This window comes from Asticcacaulis sp. (assembly GCF_051954415.1).
Classification (GTDB): Bacteria; Pseudomonadota; Alphaproteobacteria; order Caulobacterales; family Caulobacteraceae; genus Asticcacaulis.
The window spans coordinates 167,313-183,151 of sequence record NZ_JBQCHT010000012.1 but is presented as its reverse complement, the minus strand read 5'-3'; the positions used below and the strand labels follow the sequence as shown (position 1 = coordinate 183,151).

The 15,839-nt window shown below is 59.3% G+C and carries 12 protein-coding genes; 4 read left to right on the top strand and 8 right to left on the bottom strand.

Annotated elements, in window-relative coordinates; translation table 11 throughout:
- Nucleotides 1–108 precede the first annotated feature (108 nt).
- Nucleotides 109–567 (top strand): hypothetical protein, encoded by a 459-nt coding sequence (locus ACTHND_RS04610; protein ID WP_440176201.1) that lies wholly within the window; start codon nt 109–111, stop codon nt 565–567.
- 149 nt (nt 568–716) lie between these two features.
- Here the strand turns inward: ACTHND_RS04610 and ACTHND_RS04605 are convergent, their stop codons facing one another.
- Both ACTHND_RS04605 and ACTHND_RS04600 read right to left on the bottom strand, forming a co-directional pair.
- Complete coding sequence (locus ACTHND_RS04605) at nt 717–2,207, bottom strand: hypothetical protein (RefSeq protein WP_440176198.1); 1,491 nt, start codon at nt 2,205–2,207, stop codon at nt 717–719.
- A gap of 88 nt (nt 2,208–2,295) precedes the next feature.
- Nucleotides 2,296–3,141: a sulfite exporter TauE/SafE family protein gene (locus tag ACTHND_RS04600; protein WP_440176196.1), complete on the bottom strand. Its 846-nt coding sequence runs from the start codon at nt 3,139–3,141 to the stop codon at nt 2,296–2,298.
- A gap of 126 nt (nt 3,142–3,267) precedes the next feature.
- Here ACTHND_RS04600 and ACTHND_RS04595 point away from each other — a divergent pair, with 126 nt between their 5' ends.
- Entirely contained in the window at nt 3,268–3,777 is a 510-nt protein-coding gene (locus tag ACTHND_RS04595) for a GNAT family N-acetyltransferase (protein ID WP_440176195.1), read from the top strand.
- A 162-nt stretch (nt 3,778–3,939) separates the two neighbouring features.
- Here the strand turns inward: ACTHND_RS04595 and ACTHND_RS04590 are convergent, their stop codons facing one another.
- From ACTHND_RS04590 to dnaG, 6 genes are all read right to left on the bottom strand, one after another.
- Nucleotides 3,940–4,488, bottom strand: a complete 549-nt coding sequence (locus tag ACTHND_RS04590) for an ATP-binding protein (RefSeq protein WP_440176193.1) — start codon at nt 4,486–4,488, stop codon at nt 3,940–3,942.
- Nucleotides 4,489–6,021 (bottom strand): hypothetical protein, encoded by a 1,533-nt coding sequence (locus ACTHND_RS04585; RefSeq protein ID WP_440176191.1) that lies wholly within the window; start codon nt 6,019–6,021, stop codon nt 4,489–4,491.
- Nucleotides 5,996–6,790 carry a helix-turn-helix domain-containing protein gene (locus ACTHND_RS04580; RefSeq protein ID WP_440176190.1) on the bottom strand — a complete coding sequence of 265 codons (795 nt, stop codon included), beginning with the start codon at nt 6,788–6,790 and terminating at the stop codon, nt 5,996–5,998. Before ACTHND_RS04580 ends, ACTHND_RS04585 begins: the two co-directional genes overlap by 26 nt.
- Before the next feature lie 301 nt (nt 6,791–7,091).
- The gene (locus ACTHND_RS04575) at nt 7,092–9,863 is read right to left on the bottom strand and encodes a PAS domain S-box protein (RefSeq protein ID WP_440176188.1); all 2,772 of its coding nucleotides are present in this window, start codon (nt 9,861–9,863) and stop codon (nt 7,092–7,094) included.
- A 241-nt stretch (nt 9,864–10,104) separates the two neighbouring features.
- Nucleotides 10,105–12,219 (bottom strand): RNA polymerase sigma factor RpoD, encoded by a 2,115-nt coding sequence (gene rpoD, locus ACTHND_RS04570; protein WP_440176186.1) that lies wholly within the window; start codon nt 12,217–12,219, stop codon nt 10,105–10,107.
- 112 nt (nt 12,220–12,331) lie between these two features.
- Nucleotides 12,332–14,239 (bottom strand): DNA primase, encoded by a 1,908-nt coding sequence (gene dnaG, locus ACTHND_RS04565; RefSeq protein ID WP_440176184.1) that lies wholly within the window; start codon nt 14,237–14,239, stop codon nt 12,332–12,334.
- Nucleotides 14,240–14,337: 98 nt separating this feature from the next.
- Here dnaG and ACTHND_RS04560 point away from each other — a divergent pair, with 98 nt between their 5' ends.
- Both ACTHND_RS04560 and ACTHND_RS04555 read left to right on the top strand, forming a co-directional pair.
- A complete protein-coding gene (locus tag ACTHND_RS04560; RefSeq protein WP_440176182.1) occupies nt 14,338–15,342 on the top strand; it encodes a cellulase family glycosylhydrolase in 1,005 nt (334 codons plus the stop codon).
- 119 nt (nt 15,343–15,461) lie between these two features.
- Nucleotides 15,462–15,833 carry a hypothetical protein gene (locus tag ACTHND_RS04555; RefSeq protein ID WP_440176180.1) on the top strand — a complete coding sequence of 124 codons (372 nt, stop codon included), beginning with the start codon at nt 15,462–15,464 and terminating at the stop codon, nt 15,831–15,833.
- The last annotated feature ends 6 nt before the right edge of the window (nt 15,834–15,839 follow it).

Genomic DNA, 15,839 nt, shown 5'->3' with positions numbered 1-15,839 from the left:
AAACGATGCCACTAGGGACCGTAATTGTGACACCTGCGCCAATACAGTATAAAAGCGGCGTTCGCAATTTGGCTTGAACATATAAGAATGCCGTAAAAGGAGGGCGCCATGTCCTGGAAGATCATCGCCGCCAGCCTGATGGCGCTGGCCCTGACCCAATGCTCACCTAAGCCGGCCGAAACGCCACCGCCGGTGGCCGCGAAACCGGTCGATTTCGCCTATGATATCGCCCTGCATATCAAGCCGGAAGTCGCAGACCAGGCAAAGCAGGTGACCATTGCCGCCCGCTATTACGGTCTGCCGCGTCCCGAAACCGCCAGTCAGGCCACGGCGGCCGGCGTCATCGAATTCGATACGGATGAGGTGGTGGTCAGCGCCACGGATCAGACCGTGCGTATGACCGGGAAAGGTATGCCAAAGGACCAGGTAAAGAATATCAGCGGCAGCGCGCCGCTGGTGCAGATTACCGTGACGGATGCGTCCGGCCGCATCGGGTGCAGTGTCTTCCAGGACTATGTGAAGACGGCACAGCAAAAGCCGGTCGATATCTGGTGCGGGCTGAAATAGGCGGAGCAAAAACGACGACGCGGTAAGACCCGCAGAATGTCGGGCGGCGGAGAGTGTCCGCCTAAGAAAATGCCCCTCACCCGGTCGCCTTCACTTCGTTCGGCTCCCGCCCTCTCCCCACATGTGGGGAGAGGGGATTAAGAGAGTCCCTAATTTAACCTAACCGGCCACGGGCGGATGATGATGTGGCTGGCCTCGGCCGCCGCCTGCACATCGGGCCGTTTTTTCAAAGCCAGCAAGGCCGCGATAAAGGCATCGTCGCGGTTGCTGACGGAAATCGGCGGCAATCCATCCTGCATGAAGGCGATCATGGTGTCACGCGTCGCCGGATCGGTCATGGCGGCGATCAGAATCTTCGCCGCGCTGTCGCTGTCGCTGTCGCCGGCACACAGGAACGGCTTGACCTGCATCAGGTTTTGTCCGGTCAGGGCGGCCATGCTCGCCGCGAAGCCAGCCTTGTCCCCGCCATAGGCCCGCGCGCAGGCTTCGGTCATGGCCAGCGTGGCTTGCTGCGCGGCATCCGGCGCGGTGATACGGTCCTTGATCGCCAGGGCCGCGGCATCCTGCCCGCGATCGACGAGGAAATTCATATAGGACAGCAACAGGTCGGTCGATTTTTCCGGCCCCAGGGCCTTGGCGCCGGCTTCATAGGCCGCGCCGGCTTCGAGGAAACGTCCGGTGCGGGCATAAAGCTCGGCCCGCGTGGTCAGCAATCCGGGATAAGCGTCCGGCGACGAAAACTTGTCCAGGCCGTACTTGTCAACCAGGTCGAGAATACCGCCGAGCTGGGTCAGGGCCAGGGCATTCTGGTCATTGGTGATTTCCAGGTGCATCAGATAGGCCAGCGCCGACAGATTGGCCGGATTGGCGGTGATGACCGCTTTCACCTCTTCGATCTCGCGGTTGAGCACCGGTCGGACCGGTTCGGCGGGCACGGCGGCCTGACTGATATCGCCATCACCCTGGCTGACGATGTAGAACGGCGCATCGCTTTTCAGGTCGGTGCGATAGAGGTCCGCATGGGTCGTATCGCCCACCTTGACCGAGGTGCGCAAACCTTCGAGACGCAAAAGCCCCATCAGCGGCCGGCCGGAAATGTCATGGATCTGCCAGCGCCCTTCCTCCAGGCGGTTGAGCACGGCCTGAGCAACATCCGGGTGGCTTTCGCGGTTGGCGATCAGAACGCCGATGACGCTCATATCGGTCAGGTCCGGCGCCTGGGCCGGAAACTGCGTCAGGGCGGCGTTAAGCGTCGCGGTCGCGTCATCGCCCTTGCCGCTGATCAGTTGCAGGAAGATGTGCAGGTCATAGGCATTGATGTCATAGGCGCGAGTGACGTTTTCGGCGGATAGGGCCAGGGCGGCCGGTATGCCCTGGGTCTGGGCCGTGCAGGCGATCAACTGGAAGCGGAACTGCGCCGCCAGTTTCGGATCGTTCTGTTCGAGATAGGGGTCATGCCAGAGCTGGTTGAGCGGCGCCATGGCGGCGGCGCAATCACCGGATTGTGTGGCGGCGGTAGCCTGCATGATGGCGACGGCGGTGCCACTGCTGCTGGCCGGCGGCGCAGCCAGAGCCGGAAGGGCGCAAAAGCCTACCGCCAGCGCCGCTAGTCCGGCCATGATGTTTGACAATACGCGCATAAGCCCCCCAGCCCGGTCGCCAATGACCGTTAACCACAGATTAACGGTAATCCGCGGCGTCACAAGCGGAATCTGCCGGGAGACGATATCAGGCGGTGACGAGCTTGAAACCGACAAGCGTAAGCACTGCCGCCAGCAGGGCGCGCAGCACCTTTTCCGGCACTTTCGATGCGAACATCGAGCCGATGATGATGCCGGGGATCGAGCCGGTCAGGAGCGAGGCCAGCAAGCTCAAATCGACATTGCCGATGTAGAAGTAGCCGAGACCGGCCAGGAAGGTCAGCGGCACGGCGTGGGCGATATCGGACCCGACGATCTTCACCGTCGGCAATTGCGGATAGAGCAGGATCAGGGCGGTGACGCCCAGCGCGCCGGCGCCCACCGAGGACAGCGACACCAGAAAGCCCAGAACCAGCCCGGTCAGGACGGTCAGGAAGGCGCGGCGGCCGGTATGCAGGGGCTTGTGTTCCTCGATCGCCTTATCCTGGCGCTTCTTCGCCAGTTTGTGGATGAGGCCGCGCAGCAGCAGCATGGCGGCCGTAACGAACAGGGCGTAGCCGAGCACATGGGTGATCATGTAGGAAACGGCGTCGGACTTGCCGAAGTGGTGGATGGCATAGAGCGTGGCGGCCGTGGCCGGGATGGAACCCAGGGCCAGCAGGCCGACAATCATCCAGTTGATGGTGTTCTTGAAACCATGAATGACGGTGCCGACGCCCTTGGTGATTGAGGCATAGAGCAGGTCCGTGCCGACGGCGGTGGCCGGATGGATATGGAACAGCAGCACCAGAAGCGGCGTCATCAGCGAGCCGCCGCCCACGCCGGTCAGGCCGACGAGAATCCCCACCAGCAGCCCGGACAGCGAATAGAGCGGATTGATATGGATGCCCGAAACCAGATTGGTCAGGTACGCGGGCAGGTCGAACTGGGTCATGAAGCGAGGGCTGTCCCGTGCAGGCTGAGCTTTTCGTGAGCCGGCACCATAAAGCCCCCGCCGCCGGAGACAAATCAAATAAATTGGCGCTACCCGTTAGAGAGGCTTACGGGTATGGAGGATATCATGCCCCTTAATCGTCTGACCACGCCCCTGCCAGCCCCGCTTCTTGATGCCCTGCACCGGCTGAACGAAGATCACGCCACGGAACTGTCTTCGCTGTCCCGGCACAGGCTGGAGCACCTGATCGGCAGTGCCTTCTTCGCCGCCACGATCGATGAGGGCTGCGGACTGGTGATCGCCTGCGACCAGGATACACCCTATGACAGCCCGAATTTCCTGTGGTTCAAGGCGCGCTATCCCCGGTTCGTCTATGTCGACCGCGTGGCGGTGAGCGCCACCCGGCGTGGCGAGGGCCTGGCGCGGCAGCTTTATGAGGCCGTTTTCGCCGCCGCCCGCGCGGCCGGTCATGACTGCATGGTCTGTGAGGTCAATTACGACCCGCCCAATCCGGCGTCCGATGCCTTTCACGACAGGCTGGGCTTTACAGAGGTCGGCCGGGCGCATCTGGCCGATCGCGGCAAGGGCGTCAGGTATCTGCACGTCCCGGTTCAGCCGCCCCTCCCGAAGGACTGACTTACATCTGTGTTGACGGGTCGGCTTTGCGTCCGTTCCGGACATAGACAGGTCAGGGATCATCCACGCCCGAAAGCGGACTATTTGGGGAAACCGAATTCTGGCTCTTGCCTGAGTTCGGTGGAAGGCCGCTCCGATGTGCGTCAAGTGTGGAGCCCTCAGTCATCGCTTACTTATGCTTAAAAACGCAACCATCTGAGCCCTGTCCTGATTTGAGCAGATCAATAATGGGATGCCAAGTTGTACGGCTGCCTCAGAGGCAAGACGTATCTCGTGAGCCTGATGCGACGCAATTTCAGATATGCTGTGCGTCGGCCGCAGACGTTCAACGTCCTTGTTGCGCCTCTCTGCGATAGCTTCAGGTTGAGCATATAAGAAGATCAATTTCGACACACCAATATCTGCAAAGACCGTGGCGGGTATTTCCGTGATACCGCTTTTGCCATCGATCAATAAATGGCCGTCCAAAATTACAAGCTTCGCCGTGGTACCAGTTGCGGCATGGAAAGAATCTATCAAAAGCCGCTGATTGTTTACTACCTCGCCAAGTCTCAGTTCCTCCGAGGATGGGGGAGCCAATTTTTGGCGGGCGAACCCATCCTTCAACAACTGACTGGCTTGTAAATGTAGGAAATCGACCTCCGTGGCCAGGTTTGCCAATACGGTCGATTTACCAACGCCGGACAAACCAATTAATGCGATTACTTCCATTTATTCCTCCAGCGTGAGACTCAAGCGCTCCAAGATTGTCGATAAGTGCTCCTGGGGGAGTGTCGTTATGGACTGAGGGTGACTGCTGAAAATGCCAGCGTTGACGAATTCTTGCAGCGGAAATGGCGGCACTATATGTCCTGCGAGCAAGAAGTTGATAACCTTCACTGGACTGCTTTGCGTTGCATTCCATGCTGTCAAATCTCGTTCTGAGTAAACAGAACGACCGCCCGTCATGCGCATGAGTTCTGCTGTTGACGTTGCGAGTGTGATATCTTCGAATATGCCCACTGTGGTCAACGCTTGGCTCGGGGAATAGTGAGAAGAGCCTTTATAAAAAATCAGGACGGTGCCGGGTTGAGTGAGAACTTTTGGTGAGCGGCACAAATAAACCTTGCGAATTGTGTTCCCTGGTCGTCGAGGCCCACTGCCACCGCCATCTAGCCCAAACAGGTCGAGTTGCGGGACTCTTTTCAGTTCCGGGAAGAGGATGTCGTGATAACCTTCTTGGATGGGAATCACACATGCCTGAACTTTGGGGCCGCTATAAAAGGCGGGATAATTGGTTCGGGCTACGTCGAACAACGACTTATCGGGAACGAAGGCGGGATGGCCCGGTGTCATGGCCCTTTCATAGGTCATTTCCCCATCTGCGGCAGTCGTCGTATTTTGAAATCCGTAGTATTCGACGAGGTCGATCAGAGCCTGTTGTTCTGGGAAGGTTGTCAAATAGACCACGTCAAAATTATTGGCTTGGGAGTACCAAAGTACTTGCCGCAGCAATAATTCGCCTAGTTTTGTGCCTCGGCTCTCCGGGCGTACTTTGAAGGTACATACCTTTAGAATTTTCTGCCCCGGTAGGGTGGCCTTGGTGTCTTGAACTGTCTCTTCTTTACGAACAACAATGCCAGCGAGATCGGGGTCAGAAACTGTCCAACATTTACGCATCTCTCGCACGCATTTTGTCTGCCACCAGCCATCGAACGCAGGATAGCCTTCACGCAAACTGTCAAATATTGGGTTGGCAAGCGGGATCGTGTGGGCTTCAACCTCATCCACATATCGCAGCGGTACGATGACGTCTTCGTAAGTTGCTCTTAGCCAAGAAACGGCATCGACAACGTATAGCACCTGACGCGATAGGGCCGGAGCATAATTGCGGGCTCGGTCGTGTAGCCCTTTGTCTTGAGTAACTAGAAAGTCGATGACCCCAAGACGAAGGGCGTGCAGCAGCGTGGCGTCGACAATATCATTATGCTTTGGAAGCGGGCCGAAATCCGATTCGAGGGATGACTTGGTCAGCCCCTGCACTTTGGCAATTAGCGGAAATTTATTGACTTTACTGAGCGAAATTGCACGCCGCTCTTTGTTTTTATCCTGAGCAATATCGTCTCGGGCCGCCTCATGGACATAAATCCCGACGTGAAACTTCGCCGCAAGGTTTGTCAACAATGCGAAATTGGCAGGAACCTCGCGGGGGTCCTCTAAGCCGATAAAGACATTAGTATCAATGAGGAGCTTGGGCGGACTCATTCAGGAGTGCGGCTCGTAATTTGGGTGTGGCGTAGAGAAATGATTGCGGAGGTTCGAAATTAAATCGTTCACGCAACTCATTAAGTTCGAATGGTCTGGACAGCGGTGTCGCGTGTGAAAGCTTAATGACAAAACCATTCTCGGCTCCAGCGAAGTAGGAGTCGAAATCATCTTTGGCGATACAAGCCTCAGTAGAAAAGTTCTTCCAAATGGATGAAGGAGTCCCCTTAAGGACTTCGTCAATTTGGGCGATGCCAGTGACAGCCCTTGTCGGGCTAGTAGAGTAGATGAGCGCCTTTGTGCCTGCCGGCGTGTCGATTGGGAAGCGGCGGCGAAGCTCAACCGTCTTTTTTCCATCTAGGATTTTTTCCGAGTATTGCGGCTTGATACTGAATACTACATCACGGCGCGCAGGAAAATGATCCTCACCGATAAGTGGCAAAACTAACTGATTTTCATCGACCGATTCAAGTGCGTAGTTTGACTCTTGGACAAAGCGGACGATAGTTGTTGGGTCACTAAAACGTGCGTCAATGCGTAAAGTAGCACCGAGGGCTTCGATATAGCCTTTAAGAGTTGAAACGTGAATGTCATCGCGTTTCTCGAGTTTGGAAAGTGCTGTTTGCCCTATCCGTAACCGAGCCGCTAACTCGTCTTGAGTTACGCCAGCGATCTTCCGGATTTCTTTTAAGCGCTCACCAATAGTTGCAGCATCCAAGTCCTTCGCATGCGGGCGGGCTTCAAATACTTTTTCAGTGAACTTTTTCACGCCAACCTCGATTCAACACCAAAATTCTACCATGGGAAGAATATGACCCGCAAATCATATTATCTACTGGTTCATGAGCTGATTCGTTTTAACGAAGATATCAAATCGCGGTCAGACTTAATTCGGCAGCATGGTCCATGAGGCCACCATTTATTTAGCCTGTAGATTTTGCGACGGAAAGACAGCTCATTGCCAATTCCGCTTTTCAAGCGCCGCGACGAAACACCAATGTCTCCTTCGGGCCAAACGCGGACATATTGCAGCCTGTGCCGCTGGCGTCCCTGATAATGCCCGACAAGACCTAAACCACCTGCCCCTGTTCGATCTTGCGGCGCAGTTCTTCCGGGCGGAAGGGCTTGGGGATGTAATCATCCATCCCCACTGCCAGACAGCGCTCGCGGTCACCGGCCAGGGCATGGGCCGTCATGCCGATGATGCGGACGCGCGGCCGGCCTTCGCTCTCTTCCCATTCGCGGATGCGGCGGGTGGCATCCAGGCCATTCATGCCGTGCATCTGCACATCCATCAGGACCGCCACATAGGCGCGTTTCCGCACCGCCTCGAAGGCTTCCTGGCCATTATTGGCGACATCGACATAGTAGCCGAAATCTTCCAGGAAGGTGGTGGCGACCAGGATATTGGGCTCGTAATCCTCCACCAGCAGGACATGGGGCCGGACATGGGCCTCGACCGTATTATCGACGATGGCGTGGATCGAATATTCCGTCCGGTTCACCTGGTCACTGGTGGCGATCTTCAGCGGAATGCAGACCTCGAAGACCGAGCCCTCCCCCACCTCGCTCCTGACCGAGATGCTGCCGCCCATGATCTCCGTCAGGGTCTTGGTAATGGCCAGGCCCAGGCCGGTGCCGCCATATTTGCGGTTGATACTGGTATCGGCCTGGACGAACTTCTGGAAGATGGTTTCCATCTTTTCCGGTGCGATGCCGATGCCGCTGTCGGTGACGGAAATGCAGACCATTTCGCTATCCGGCAGGGCAGACGGATGGCAGGTGATGCCGACATGGACGCCGCCCTTTTCAGTGAACTTGATGGCGTTGCTGCACAGGTTGACGATGATCTGGCGCAGGCGCGTCGGGTCGCCGATGAACATGCGCTCCTCGACGCATTCGCCATCGCCGGTGAAGGTCAGGCCCTTGTCGCGCACCGACACGGCCATCATGCTGGCCACCTCCTGCATCAGCCGGGTCAGGCTGAAAGGGATGTGCTCCAGTTCGACCGTCCGCGCCTCGATCTTGGCAATATCGAGCAGGTCGTTGATCAGGGCCAGCAGGCTGTCGGCGCTGTTGGACAGGGTACGGATATATTCCATCTGGCGCGGCGTCAGGGGCTGACTTTTCGACAGGATGGTGCTGAGACCGATGATGGCATTCATCGGCGTGCGAATTTCGTGGCTCATATTGGCCAGGAATTCCGTCTTGGCGATATTGGCGGCCTCGGCGGCGTTGCGCGCTTCCAGGAGGGCTTCCTGCGCCTGCTGCTGAGCGGTCATGTCGCGGGCGATCTTGATGAAGCCCCTGACGCGGCCTTCGTCATCATACATCGCCGCCATGGTGCCCGAGGCATAAAAGCGATCGCCGCTCTGACGCAGATGCCAGCGCTCATCCGAGGCGCGGGTATTTGTGGCGGCCATGGCCAGTTCGGTGCGCGGCGCGCCGTGCGCGCGGTCCTCCGGCGTGAATATGACCTCGATATGGCTGCCCATCACGTCCTGCGGCTTATAGCCGAAGATCTTCTGCGCTCCGGAATTCCACAGCATGATGCGCCCGGCCTCATCGAGCGAGATAATGGCGTAATCCTGCACGCTTTCCAGCATCAGGTTCAGGTACGCCTGGCTTTCCTTCAGGCGCAGATCGGCCGTCTTGCGAGCGGTGATATCCTGCACCATGCCGACCATATGGGATGGCCGGCCATCGCCATCGCGGATGAATTCAGCGCGGCGGTATATCCAGCGCACCTCGCCATCGGGCCGGCGGATGCGGTATTCGGTTTCCGAGGGCGTTGTGCCTTCGGCGCGGTCATTCTCTGTCGACTGCGCCCCGGCATCTTCCGGCAGGACCAGACTGGCGACTGCGCTCAGCGACACCACCGGGGCGGGGTCGAGACCGAAAATGGTGCAGAATTCTTCCGAAACGGTCAGTTCGTCGGCGTCGGCTGCAACCGCAAACACACCGATTCCGCCGACCTTCTGCGCCATGCGCAACTGATGATGACTTTCATCAAGCGCCAGTTCGGCGCGCCGGCGGTCATCTATATCGATGACAATGCCCGACTGGTTGATCGCCTGCCCGTTGTCATCCAGCACCGCCTTGCCGGTGGCATTGACCCAGCGCCAGCCGTCACCTTTGCGGACACGATAATCGATGACGCAGGGCTCACCCGACGCCATCGTCTTTTCAACGGCCACGATCAGTCCGGGCAGATCATCGGGGTGAACGGCCGCACCTATGGCTTCAAAAGGTACGCCCTCGGCCATTGCGGCCGGATCGATGCCGAAGGTGTGGGCAAAGCCTTCGTCGCCGGTCACCTTTTGCCGCGGCAGATCCCAGAACCAGGTGCCGAGCACCGCGCCGGAAGCGAGCGCCAGCCTGAGGCGGTCGGACGTGGAATCGGCCACCTTCTGCATGGCCGCCAGGCTTTGCGCCTGCGCCACGCGCTCGCTGATATCGACAAAGGTACTGATCACCCCGGTGATGCCCCCGTCCCTTTTCAGCGGCTGGACACGATACTCAACCGGGAATGACGTGCCGTCCTGGCGGAAAAAGGTCTCATTGGGCACATGACAGGCATCACCGCTTAAGGCAGCGCGATAGAGCGGGCAATCATCCAGGGGGTAAAGGCTGCCATCGGCATGATGGTGGTGAATGCGGTCATGCAGCACGGTGCCGATGACGGTATCGGTCTCGGAAAAGCCGAACATGCGCAGGAAGGCGGCATTGCACATGGTGATGCGCCCCTGACGATCCAGGGTGCAGACGCCTTCGACGGTCGAATCGAGCACGAGACGGAAAAAATCAGCCTGCTCGCCTGGCGAAAGTTTGCTGAGCGGCATATGCCCCTGAACCCCACTGAGAACTCCGCAGGCGCCCCCCTGCGTTGGGGTAAATCATGACAGTTTGCCATAAAGGATCAATGTGGAAACACATGCGCCTTGAAACGAAGGAGGTTTGGCTCGGCGCCCCCGGGGTCCGTGACCCCATGAATCTTGCCTTGTCCCAAAGAAAAACCCGGTCTTTTGGACCGGGTTTTTCTTTGGGAAGACGAAGACTTGGGGCCGAAGGCCCCAAACCCCATTAGCTATCGAGGAAGCTCCGCAGCTTCCGCGACCGCGACGGGTGCTTCAGCTTGCGCAGGGCCTTGGCCTCGATCTGACGGATACGTTCGCGCGTCACCGAGAACTGCTGGCCGACCTCTTCCAGCGTATGGTCGGTGTTCATGCCGATGCCGAAACGCATCCGCAGCACACGTTCCTCACGCGGGGTCAGCGAGGCCAGAACCCGCGTCGTGGTTTCGCGCAGGTTCGACTGGATCGCCGCATCGATCGGCAGGACGGCATTCTTGTCCTCGATGAAGTCGCCCAGGTGGCTGTCCTCTTCGTCACCGATCGGGGTTTCCAGCGAGATAGGCTCCTTGGCGATCTTCAGGACCTTGCGCACCTTTTCCAGCGGCATGGCCAGCTTTTCAGCCAGTTCTTCCGGTGTCGGCTCGCGGCCGATTTCATGCAGCATCTGGCGCGAGGTGCGGACGATCTTGTTGATCGTCTCGATCATGTGGACCGGGATGCGGATGGTGCGGGCCTGGTCGGCGATCGAGCGGGTAATCGCCTGACGAATCCACCAGGTGGCGTAGGTCGAGAACTTGTAACCGCGGCGGTATTCGAACTTGTCGACAGCCTTCATCAGGCCGATATTGCCTTCCTGGATCAGGTCGAGAAACTGCAAACCGCGGTTGGTGTACTTCTTGGCGATCGAGATGACGAGGCGCAGATTGGCCTCGACCATTTCGGTCTTGGCCTGACGGGCTTCGCGCTCGCCCTTCTGAACCGTGCCGACGATGCGGCGGAAGTCATCGACCGCCACGCCCATATCGGTGGCCAGTTGCGTGACTTCACCGCGAATGCGGTTGATCGCCGGGCCGTCATTATCGATGAACTTCTGCCAGCGGATGCCCATGTCGCGCACCTTATCGCCCCAGGCGGGGTCGAGTTCGCGCGTATAGTAGGCGGTCAGGAATTCGGTGCGGGAAATGCCGTAAGAATCGGCCAGCCGCAGCAGACGGCCTTCCAGCCCCATCAGCTTCTTGTTGATGGTATAGAGCTGCTCGACCAGGGCTTCGATACGCTGGTTGTTGAGCTTGAGCGTCTTGAGGTGGCGGGTGATCGTCGCCGTCACCTCGTCATAGGCCGCCCGGTCCGCCGGATCGAGGGGCAGGCCCTCCAGCTTGGCGGTCAGCATCTTTTCCTGGGTGTGGCGATAGGTTTCGAACTCGCCGGCAATGGCGTCAAGCGTCGCCATCACGCCTTCACGCAGTTCCGATTCCATGGCCGAAACCGACGGGCCGGCGCCATCGTCGAAGTCGTCCTCTTCCTCTTCCTCAGATTCGGGCTTCTTCTCTTCCTCGTCCATCGGGACGTAATCGTCGTCATCGTCCTCATCACCGGCGGCGCGGGACTTCTTCGGCTCGACGACCTTTTCCGAGACGGCTTTAGATTCAGGCTTCGGTTCCGGCTTGACCGGTTCCGGATCGGGAATCTTGATGACCGGCGGCACGAAACGCTGCGGACGCGGTCCGGGCTGGATCACTTCCTCGATCTCTTCGCCGTCTTCGCCCAGCGCGCCCGGCGGCGGACCTTCCTGCGGGCCACCGCCATAGGTGCCTTCCAGGTCGATGATTTCGCGCAGCAGGATGCGGCCGGAGCCCAGTTCCTCGCGCCAGATCATGATGGCTTCGAAGGTCAGGGCCGATTCACACAGGCCACGGATCATGGTGTCGCGGCCAGCCTCGATGCGCTTGGCGATGGCGATTTCGCCCTCGCGGCTCAGAAGCTCGACCGAGCCCATTTCGCGCAGATACATGCGCACGGGATCATCGGTGCGGTCATAGTTCGAGGTCTTGGTAGTTTCGACCACCGCGCCGGCTTCCTCACGGACGACAACCTCGCCGCCCTCGGACGCCTCTTCCTCGGACTCGATGACATTCACGCCCATTTCGGTGAGCATGGCCAGGGTGTCTTCGATCTGCTCGGAGGTGAATTCTTCCGACGGCAGCACCTTGTTCAGCTCGTCCATGGTGACGTAGCCGCGCGCCTTGGCCGCCTTGATGAATTTCTTGACCGCGGAATCGGTCAGGTCGAGCAAGGGACCGTCGGACGAAGCCTCATTTTCAGGTTTTTCTGTCGCCGTGCTCATTTTGTCACACTCATATGGGTCTCCGCAACGTGCCTGAAAATTCAGGAGCCGCTCATGTGTCTTATTAAGAACAGTCTGAATGAAAGCTTAACCACATGACTTCTCATGCTTTTTAGGTTGGGCTTTCGTCGCCGTCCTGCCAGATTTGTCCGCTTCTCAAGGACTTCCGCAGGGCATCGCGTTCGAGCTTGAGCCGTGAAAAAAATTCTGTCCCCACCTGTTCGCGGGCCGAATTAAGCGCACGGTCCAAGGCCGTCAAACGCGAGACCGCGTTGAACGCCTGTAACCAGCGGGCATGGGCATCAGCTGAAGATATGTCCGGTGAGAGGAATGGCGCGCCGCTCTTTAGGGCCGCCTTCTGTATCTCGCTTAACAATGCACCAAGTCCTTGCTTTTGCAGATGGCGACTCAAGGCGGACCTGTCAAGCCCTTCGTGCTGAAAACTGAGGGCGATGAGCGCCTTGGCCAGCGGATTGAGCGCCTCGTCGCCAAACCCATAGGCTTCGAGCCCCTCCACCTGGTCGAGCATCCAGTCCGGATTATCGACCAGGCCCTGCGCCAGACTGGCCGCCGTCGGATCAAGGGCGGCGGAGAGATTAACGGCGGCGCGGCGCGTTTCCTCCATCGCCGGCGGGATATAGATTTCGCGCTTCTGTCCCGGTTGCCAGGGCTTGCGCGGGGCAGCCGACGCGCCGTTTGGCACGAACGGGGCCTTCCCCTGAAAACCGGCTTGCCGCTGAGGCGCAATCAGGGCGTCATAGCGCTCCAGCAGATCCTGGCGATAGGCTTCGGCGAGATCCTTATCCTCGATCTGCGCCGCCAGCGCCCGCAGGCGCTTCTTGAAACCGGCCTTGCGCTCCGGCGTATCGAGCGGCTCGGCTTCCGCCTCGCGGCTGAACAACACCTCCACGAACGGCCGCGTCTCCTTCAGAGCCTCGCGCAGGGCCAGCGCCCCCTTTTCGCGCAGCACATCGTCCGGATCCTTGCCGCCGGTGATCAGGCAGACCTTGAACGAGCGGCCGGGCTTGAGCTTCGGCAGGGCACGATCGAGCGCGCGCGAGGCGGCACGCTGCCCGGCCTTGTCGCCATCGAAACACAGGGTCGGCTCCGGATGGCGGCGCCACAGGATATCGATCTGCTCCTCGGTCAGGGCCGTGCCGAGCGGCGCCACGGCGGCCACATAGGCGCGCTGGCAGGCAATGACGTCCATATAGCCTTCGACCACCACCAGTTCGGCGTGATTTTCCTGGGCGCCGAGCAGCTTCAGCGCCTTGGGCAGTCCAAACAGCATCTGGCCCTTGTGGAACAGGGTCGTTTCCGGTCCGTTGAGGTATTTCGCCTTGTCGTCCGGATTGAGCGCCCGCCCCCCGAAGGAGACGACGATGCCGCGCTGGTCCTCGATCGGGAACATCAGCCGGTCGCGGAAGCGGTCATAGGGGGCCGAGCCGTTCTCGACCTCGATCAGCAGGCCGCATTCGACCAGTTCGGAAACCTTTGCGCCGCGCTGGATCAGCGCGTCTTTCAGCGCCGTACGATCGCGCGGTGCATAGCCCAGGCCAAAGGTAACGATATCTTCCTTCGAGAGCCCGCGCCGTTCGAGATAATCACGGGCATTCTGGGCGGCGGGGGTCTTGTCCTGTAAACGCGCGACAAACCACTTCTGCGCCAAGTCCATCCAGTCGGTCAGGGACCGGCGCTTCATCTCGGCCGCCTTGGCCTGAGGGGTATCGACCGGCAGGGCCATGCCGGCCTCGGCGGCCAGTTTCTCGACCGCCTCGTTGAAGCTCAGGCGCTCGGTTTCCTGCAGGAAGGAAATGATGTCGCCGTGCTTGCCGGAGGAGAAATCATGAAAGAAACGCTTCTCGTCATTAACGTAGAAGGACGGCGTCTTCTCCTTGCTGAAGGGCGAAAGCCCCACCCATTCGCGGCCATTCTTGCGCAGCTTGACGCTCTTGCCTATGACCTCCGAGGGCCGCAGACGCGTCTTGAGTTCTTCCAGGAAATGATCATCGAACCGCACCGGCCTATATAGGCATTTCGCCGCCAAAATGAAGAACAGATATTATCATCTTGGCAAACTTTTGCCGCCATTCTGCGGGTGACGCGGAGAACCTGCAAATGGCGGTAAAACACTGGATCAAGGCTATGGCAGCGGTTTGCCTGACACTGACGGTGTCCGGTTGCACCACCCTGCAATCGGCCCTTGATGCCCTGCACAAGGCCCCGGCGCCGGTTTTCCATACCGAAGGCAGCGACATCCTCAGACCCGATGGTACGCCCTTCATCGCCCGCGGCATTAATCTGCAATATGGTGACAACCCCAAGGCCGCCCTGCCGGCCATCAGGGCCATATCCTCAACCGGCGCCAATATCATCCGCCTGCAACTGCGACGGAACACCTCGGCGAAAGATTTGCGCAAGGCGCTCGATGCCGCCGTCAGACGAAAGCTGCCGGTCATGGTCTTTTACTGGGAAAGCGACATCACCTGCGGCACCGACAGCGCCCGCCTGCGCCGCGACACCCGCGACCTGTGGCTGACGCGCTGGGCCGATGTGCTCAACGAGCGAAAATATCAGCCGTACCTGATGCTCAATATCGCCAATGAATGGGGCACCTCAAAAGACAATTACGCCGGCTACATGGCGACCTATACCGACCTGGTCCGCGCCCTGCGCGCGCGCGGCTATCGCGCGCCGATCGTGATTGACGCCGCCGATTGCGGGCAGGCGACCGGCAGCTTCCTGGAAGGGCGCGGCAAGACTCTTCAGGCCCTGGACCCGCTGCACAACCTGATCGTCTCGGTCCATGCCTATAACAAACCATGGAATTCACCGGAAAAGATCGACCGGAATATCGCCGATCTGCGCGCAGAGGGCGTGCCCTTCCTGCTCGGTGAATTCGGCGACCGCGAACTGGTCGAGGACGGCAATGCCGTCGATCACCTGCACCTGATGCAGGTGGCGCAGGAGACAAGCACGGGCTGGATCACCTGGAGCTGGAAAGGCAATGGCGGGGTCACGAAAGTGCTCGATATGTCCGAAAGCTACGGCAAGGTGAAACTGACCCGGCGGGGGCGCGATATTGTGGACGGCCCCTATGGCCTGCGCGCCACGGCAAGATAACGACGTTTTTACACTCCGTTTACTTTAAACACCCGACAAAGAATGCACGTCCTTACAAGGGGAGGCATAGGCTCCCGCGCGCGGTCGCCTGACCGCGTTTCCCGACAAGGACATTTCCCATGAAAGCCTTTCTGCCCCTGGCGGCCACGGCTGCCTTTCTCACCGGCGTGGCGGCGCTGCCCGCTTTCACCCAGACGCAAACACCACCCCCTGCGAATACGCAGGGCGCCGGCGCCTCAAGCACCAGCAGTTCCATGATGGCCTGCGGCAGCATGTCCCAAAACCTGGCCCAAGGCATGGGGCAAGGCATGGGGCAAGGCATGGATCATAATATGTCCCAGAGCATGGGCATGAGCAGCATGAGTCATATGAGCGACATGCCGGCCGCTCACGGCGCTATGGATCAGTGCCCCTCCGGCAGCATGAGCGGAATGAACATGATGAGCGCTTCCTCGGACAGCGCCGCCTCTGAGAGTTCATCCTCGCAATAGCCGCGC

Excerpts from the sequence above, each read along its gene's own strand:
- ACTHND_RS04610 (WP_440176201.1), top strand. The coding sequence starts at position 109 with ATGTCCTGGAAGATCATCGCCGCCAGCCTGATGGCGCTGGCCCTGACC.
- ACTHND_RS04605 (WP_440176198.1), bottom strand. The coding sequence starts at position 2,207 with ATGCGCGTATTGTCAAACATCATGGCCGGACTAGCGGCGCTGGCGGTA.
- ACTHND_RS04600 (WP_440176196.1), bottom strand. The coding sequence starts at position 3,141 with ATGACCCAGTTCGACCTGCCCGCGTACCTGACCAATCTGGTTTCGGGC.
- ACTHND_RS04595 (WP_440176195.1), top strand. The coding sequence starts at position 3,268 with ATGCCCCTTAATCGTCTGACCACGCCCCTGCCAGCCCCGCTTCTTGAT.
- ACTHND_RS04590 (WP_440176193.1), bottom strand. The coding sequence starts at position 4,488 with ATGGAAGTAATCGCATTAATTGGTTTGTCCGGCGTTGGTAAATCGACC.
- ACTHND_RS04585 (WP_440176191.1), bottom strand. The coding sequence starts at position 6,021 with ATGAGTCCGCCCAAGCTCCTCATTGATACTAATGTCTTTATCGGCTTA.
- ACTHND_RS04575 (WP_440176188.1), bottom strand. The coding sequence starts at position 9,863 with ATGCCGCTCAGCAAACTTTCGCCAGGCGAGCAGGCTGATTTTTTCCGT.
- rpoD (WP_440176186.1), bottom strand. The coding sequence starts at position 12,219 with ATGAGCACGGCGACAGAAAAACCTGAAAATGAGGCTTCGTCCGACGGT.
- ACTHND_RS04560 (WP_440176182.1), top strand. The coding sequence starts at position 14,338 with ATGGCGGTAAAACACTGGATCAAGGCTATGGCAGCGGTTTGCCTGACA.
- ACTHND_RS04555 (WP_440176180.1), top strand. The coding sequence starts at position 15,462 with ATGAAAGCCTTTCTGCCCCTGGCGGCCACGGCTGCCTTTCTCACCGGC.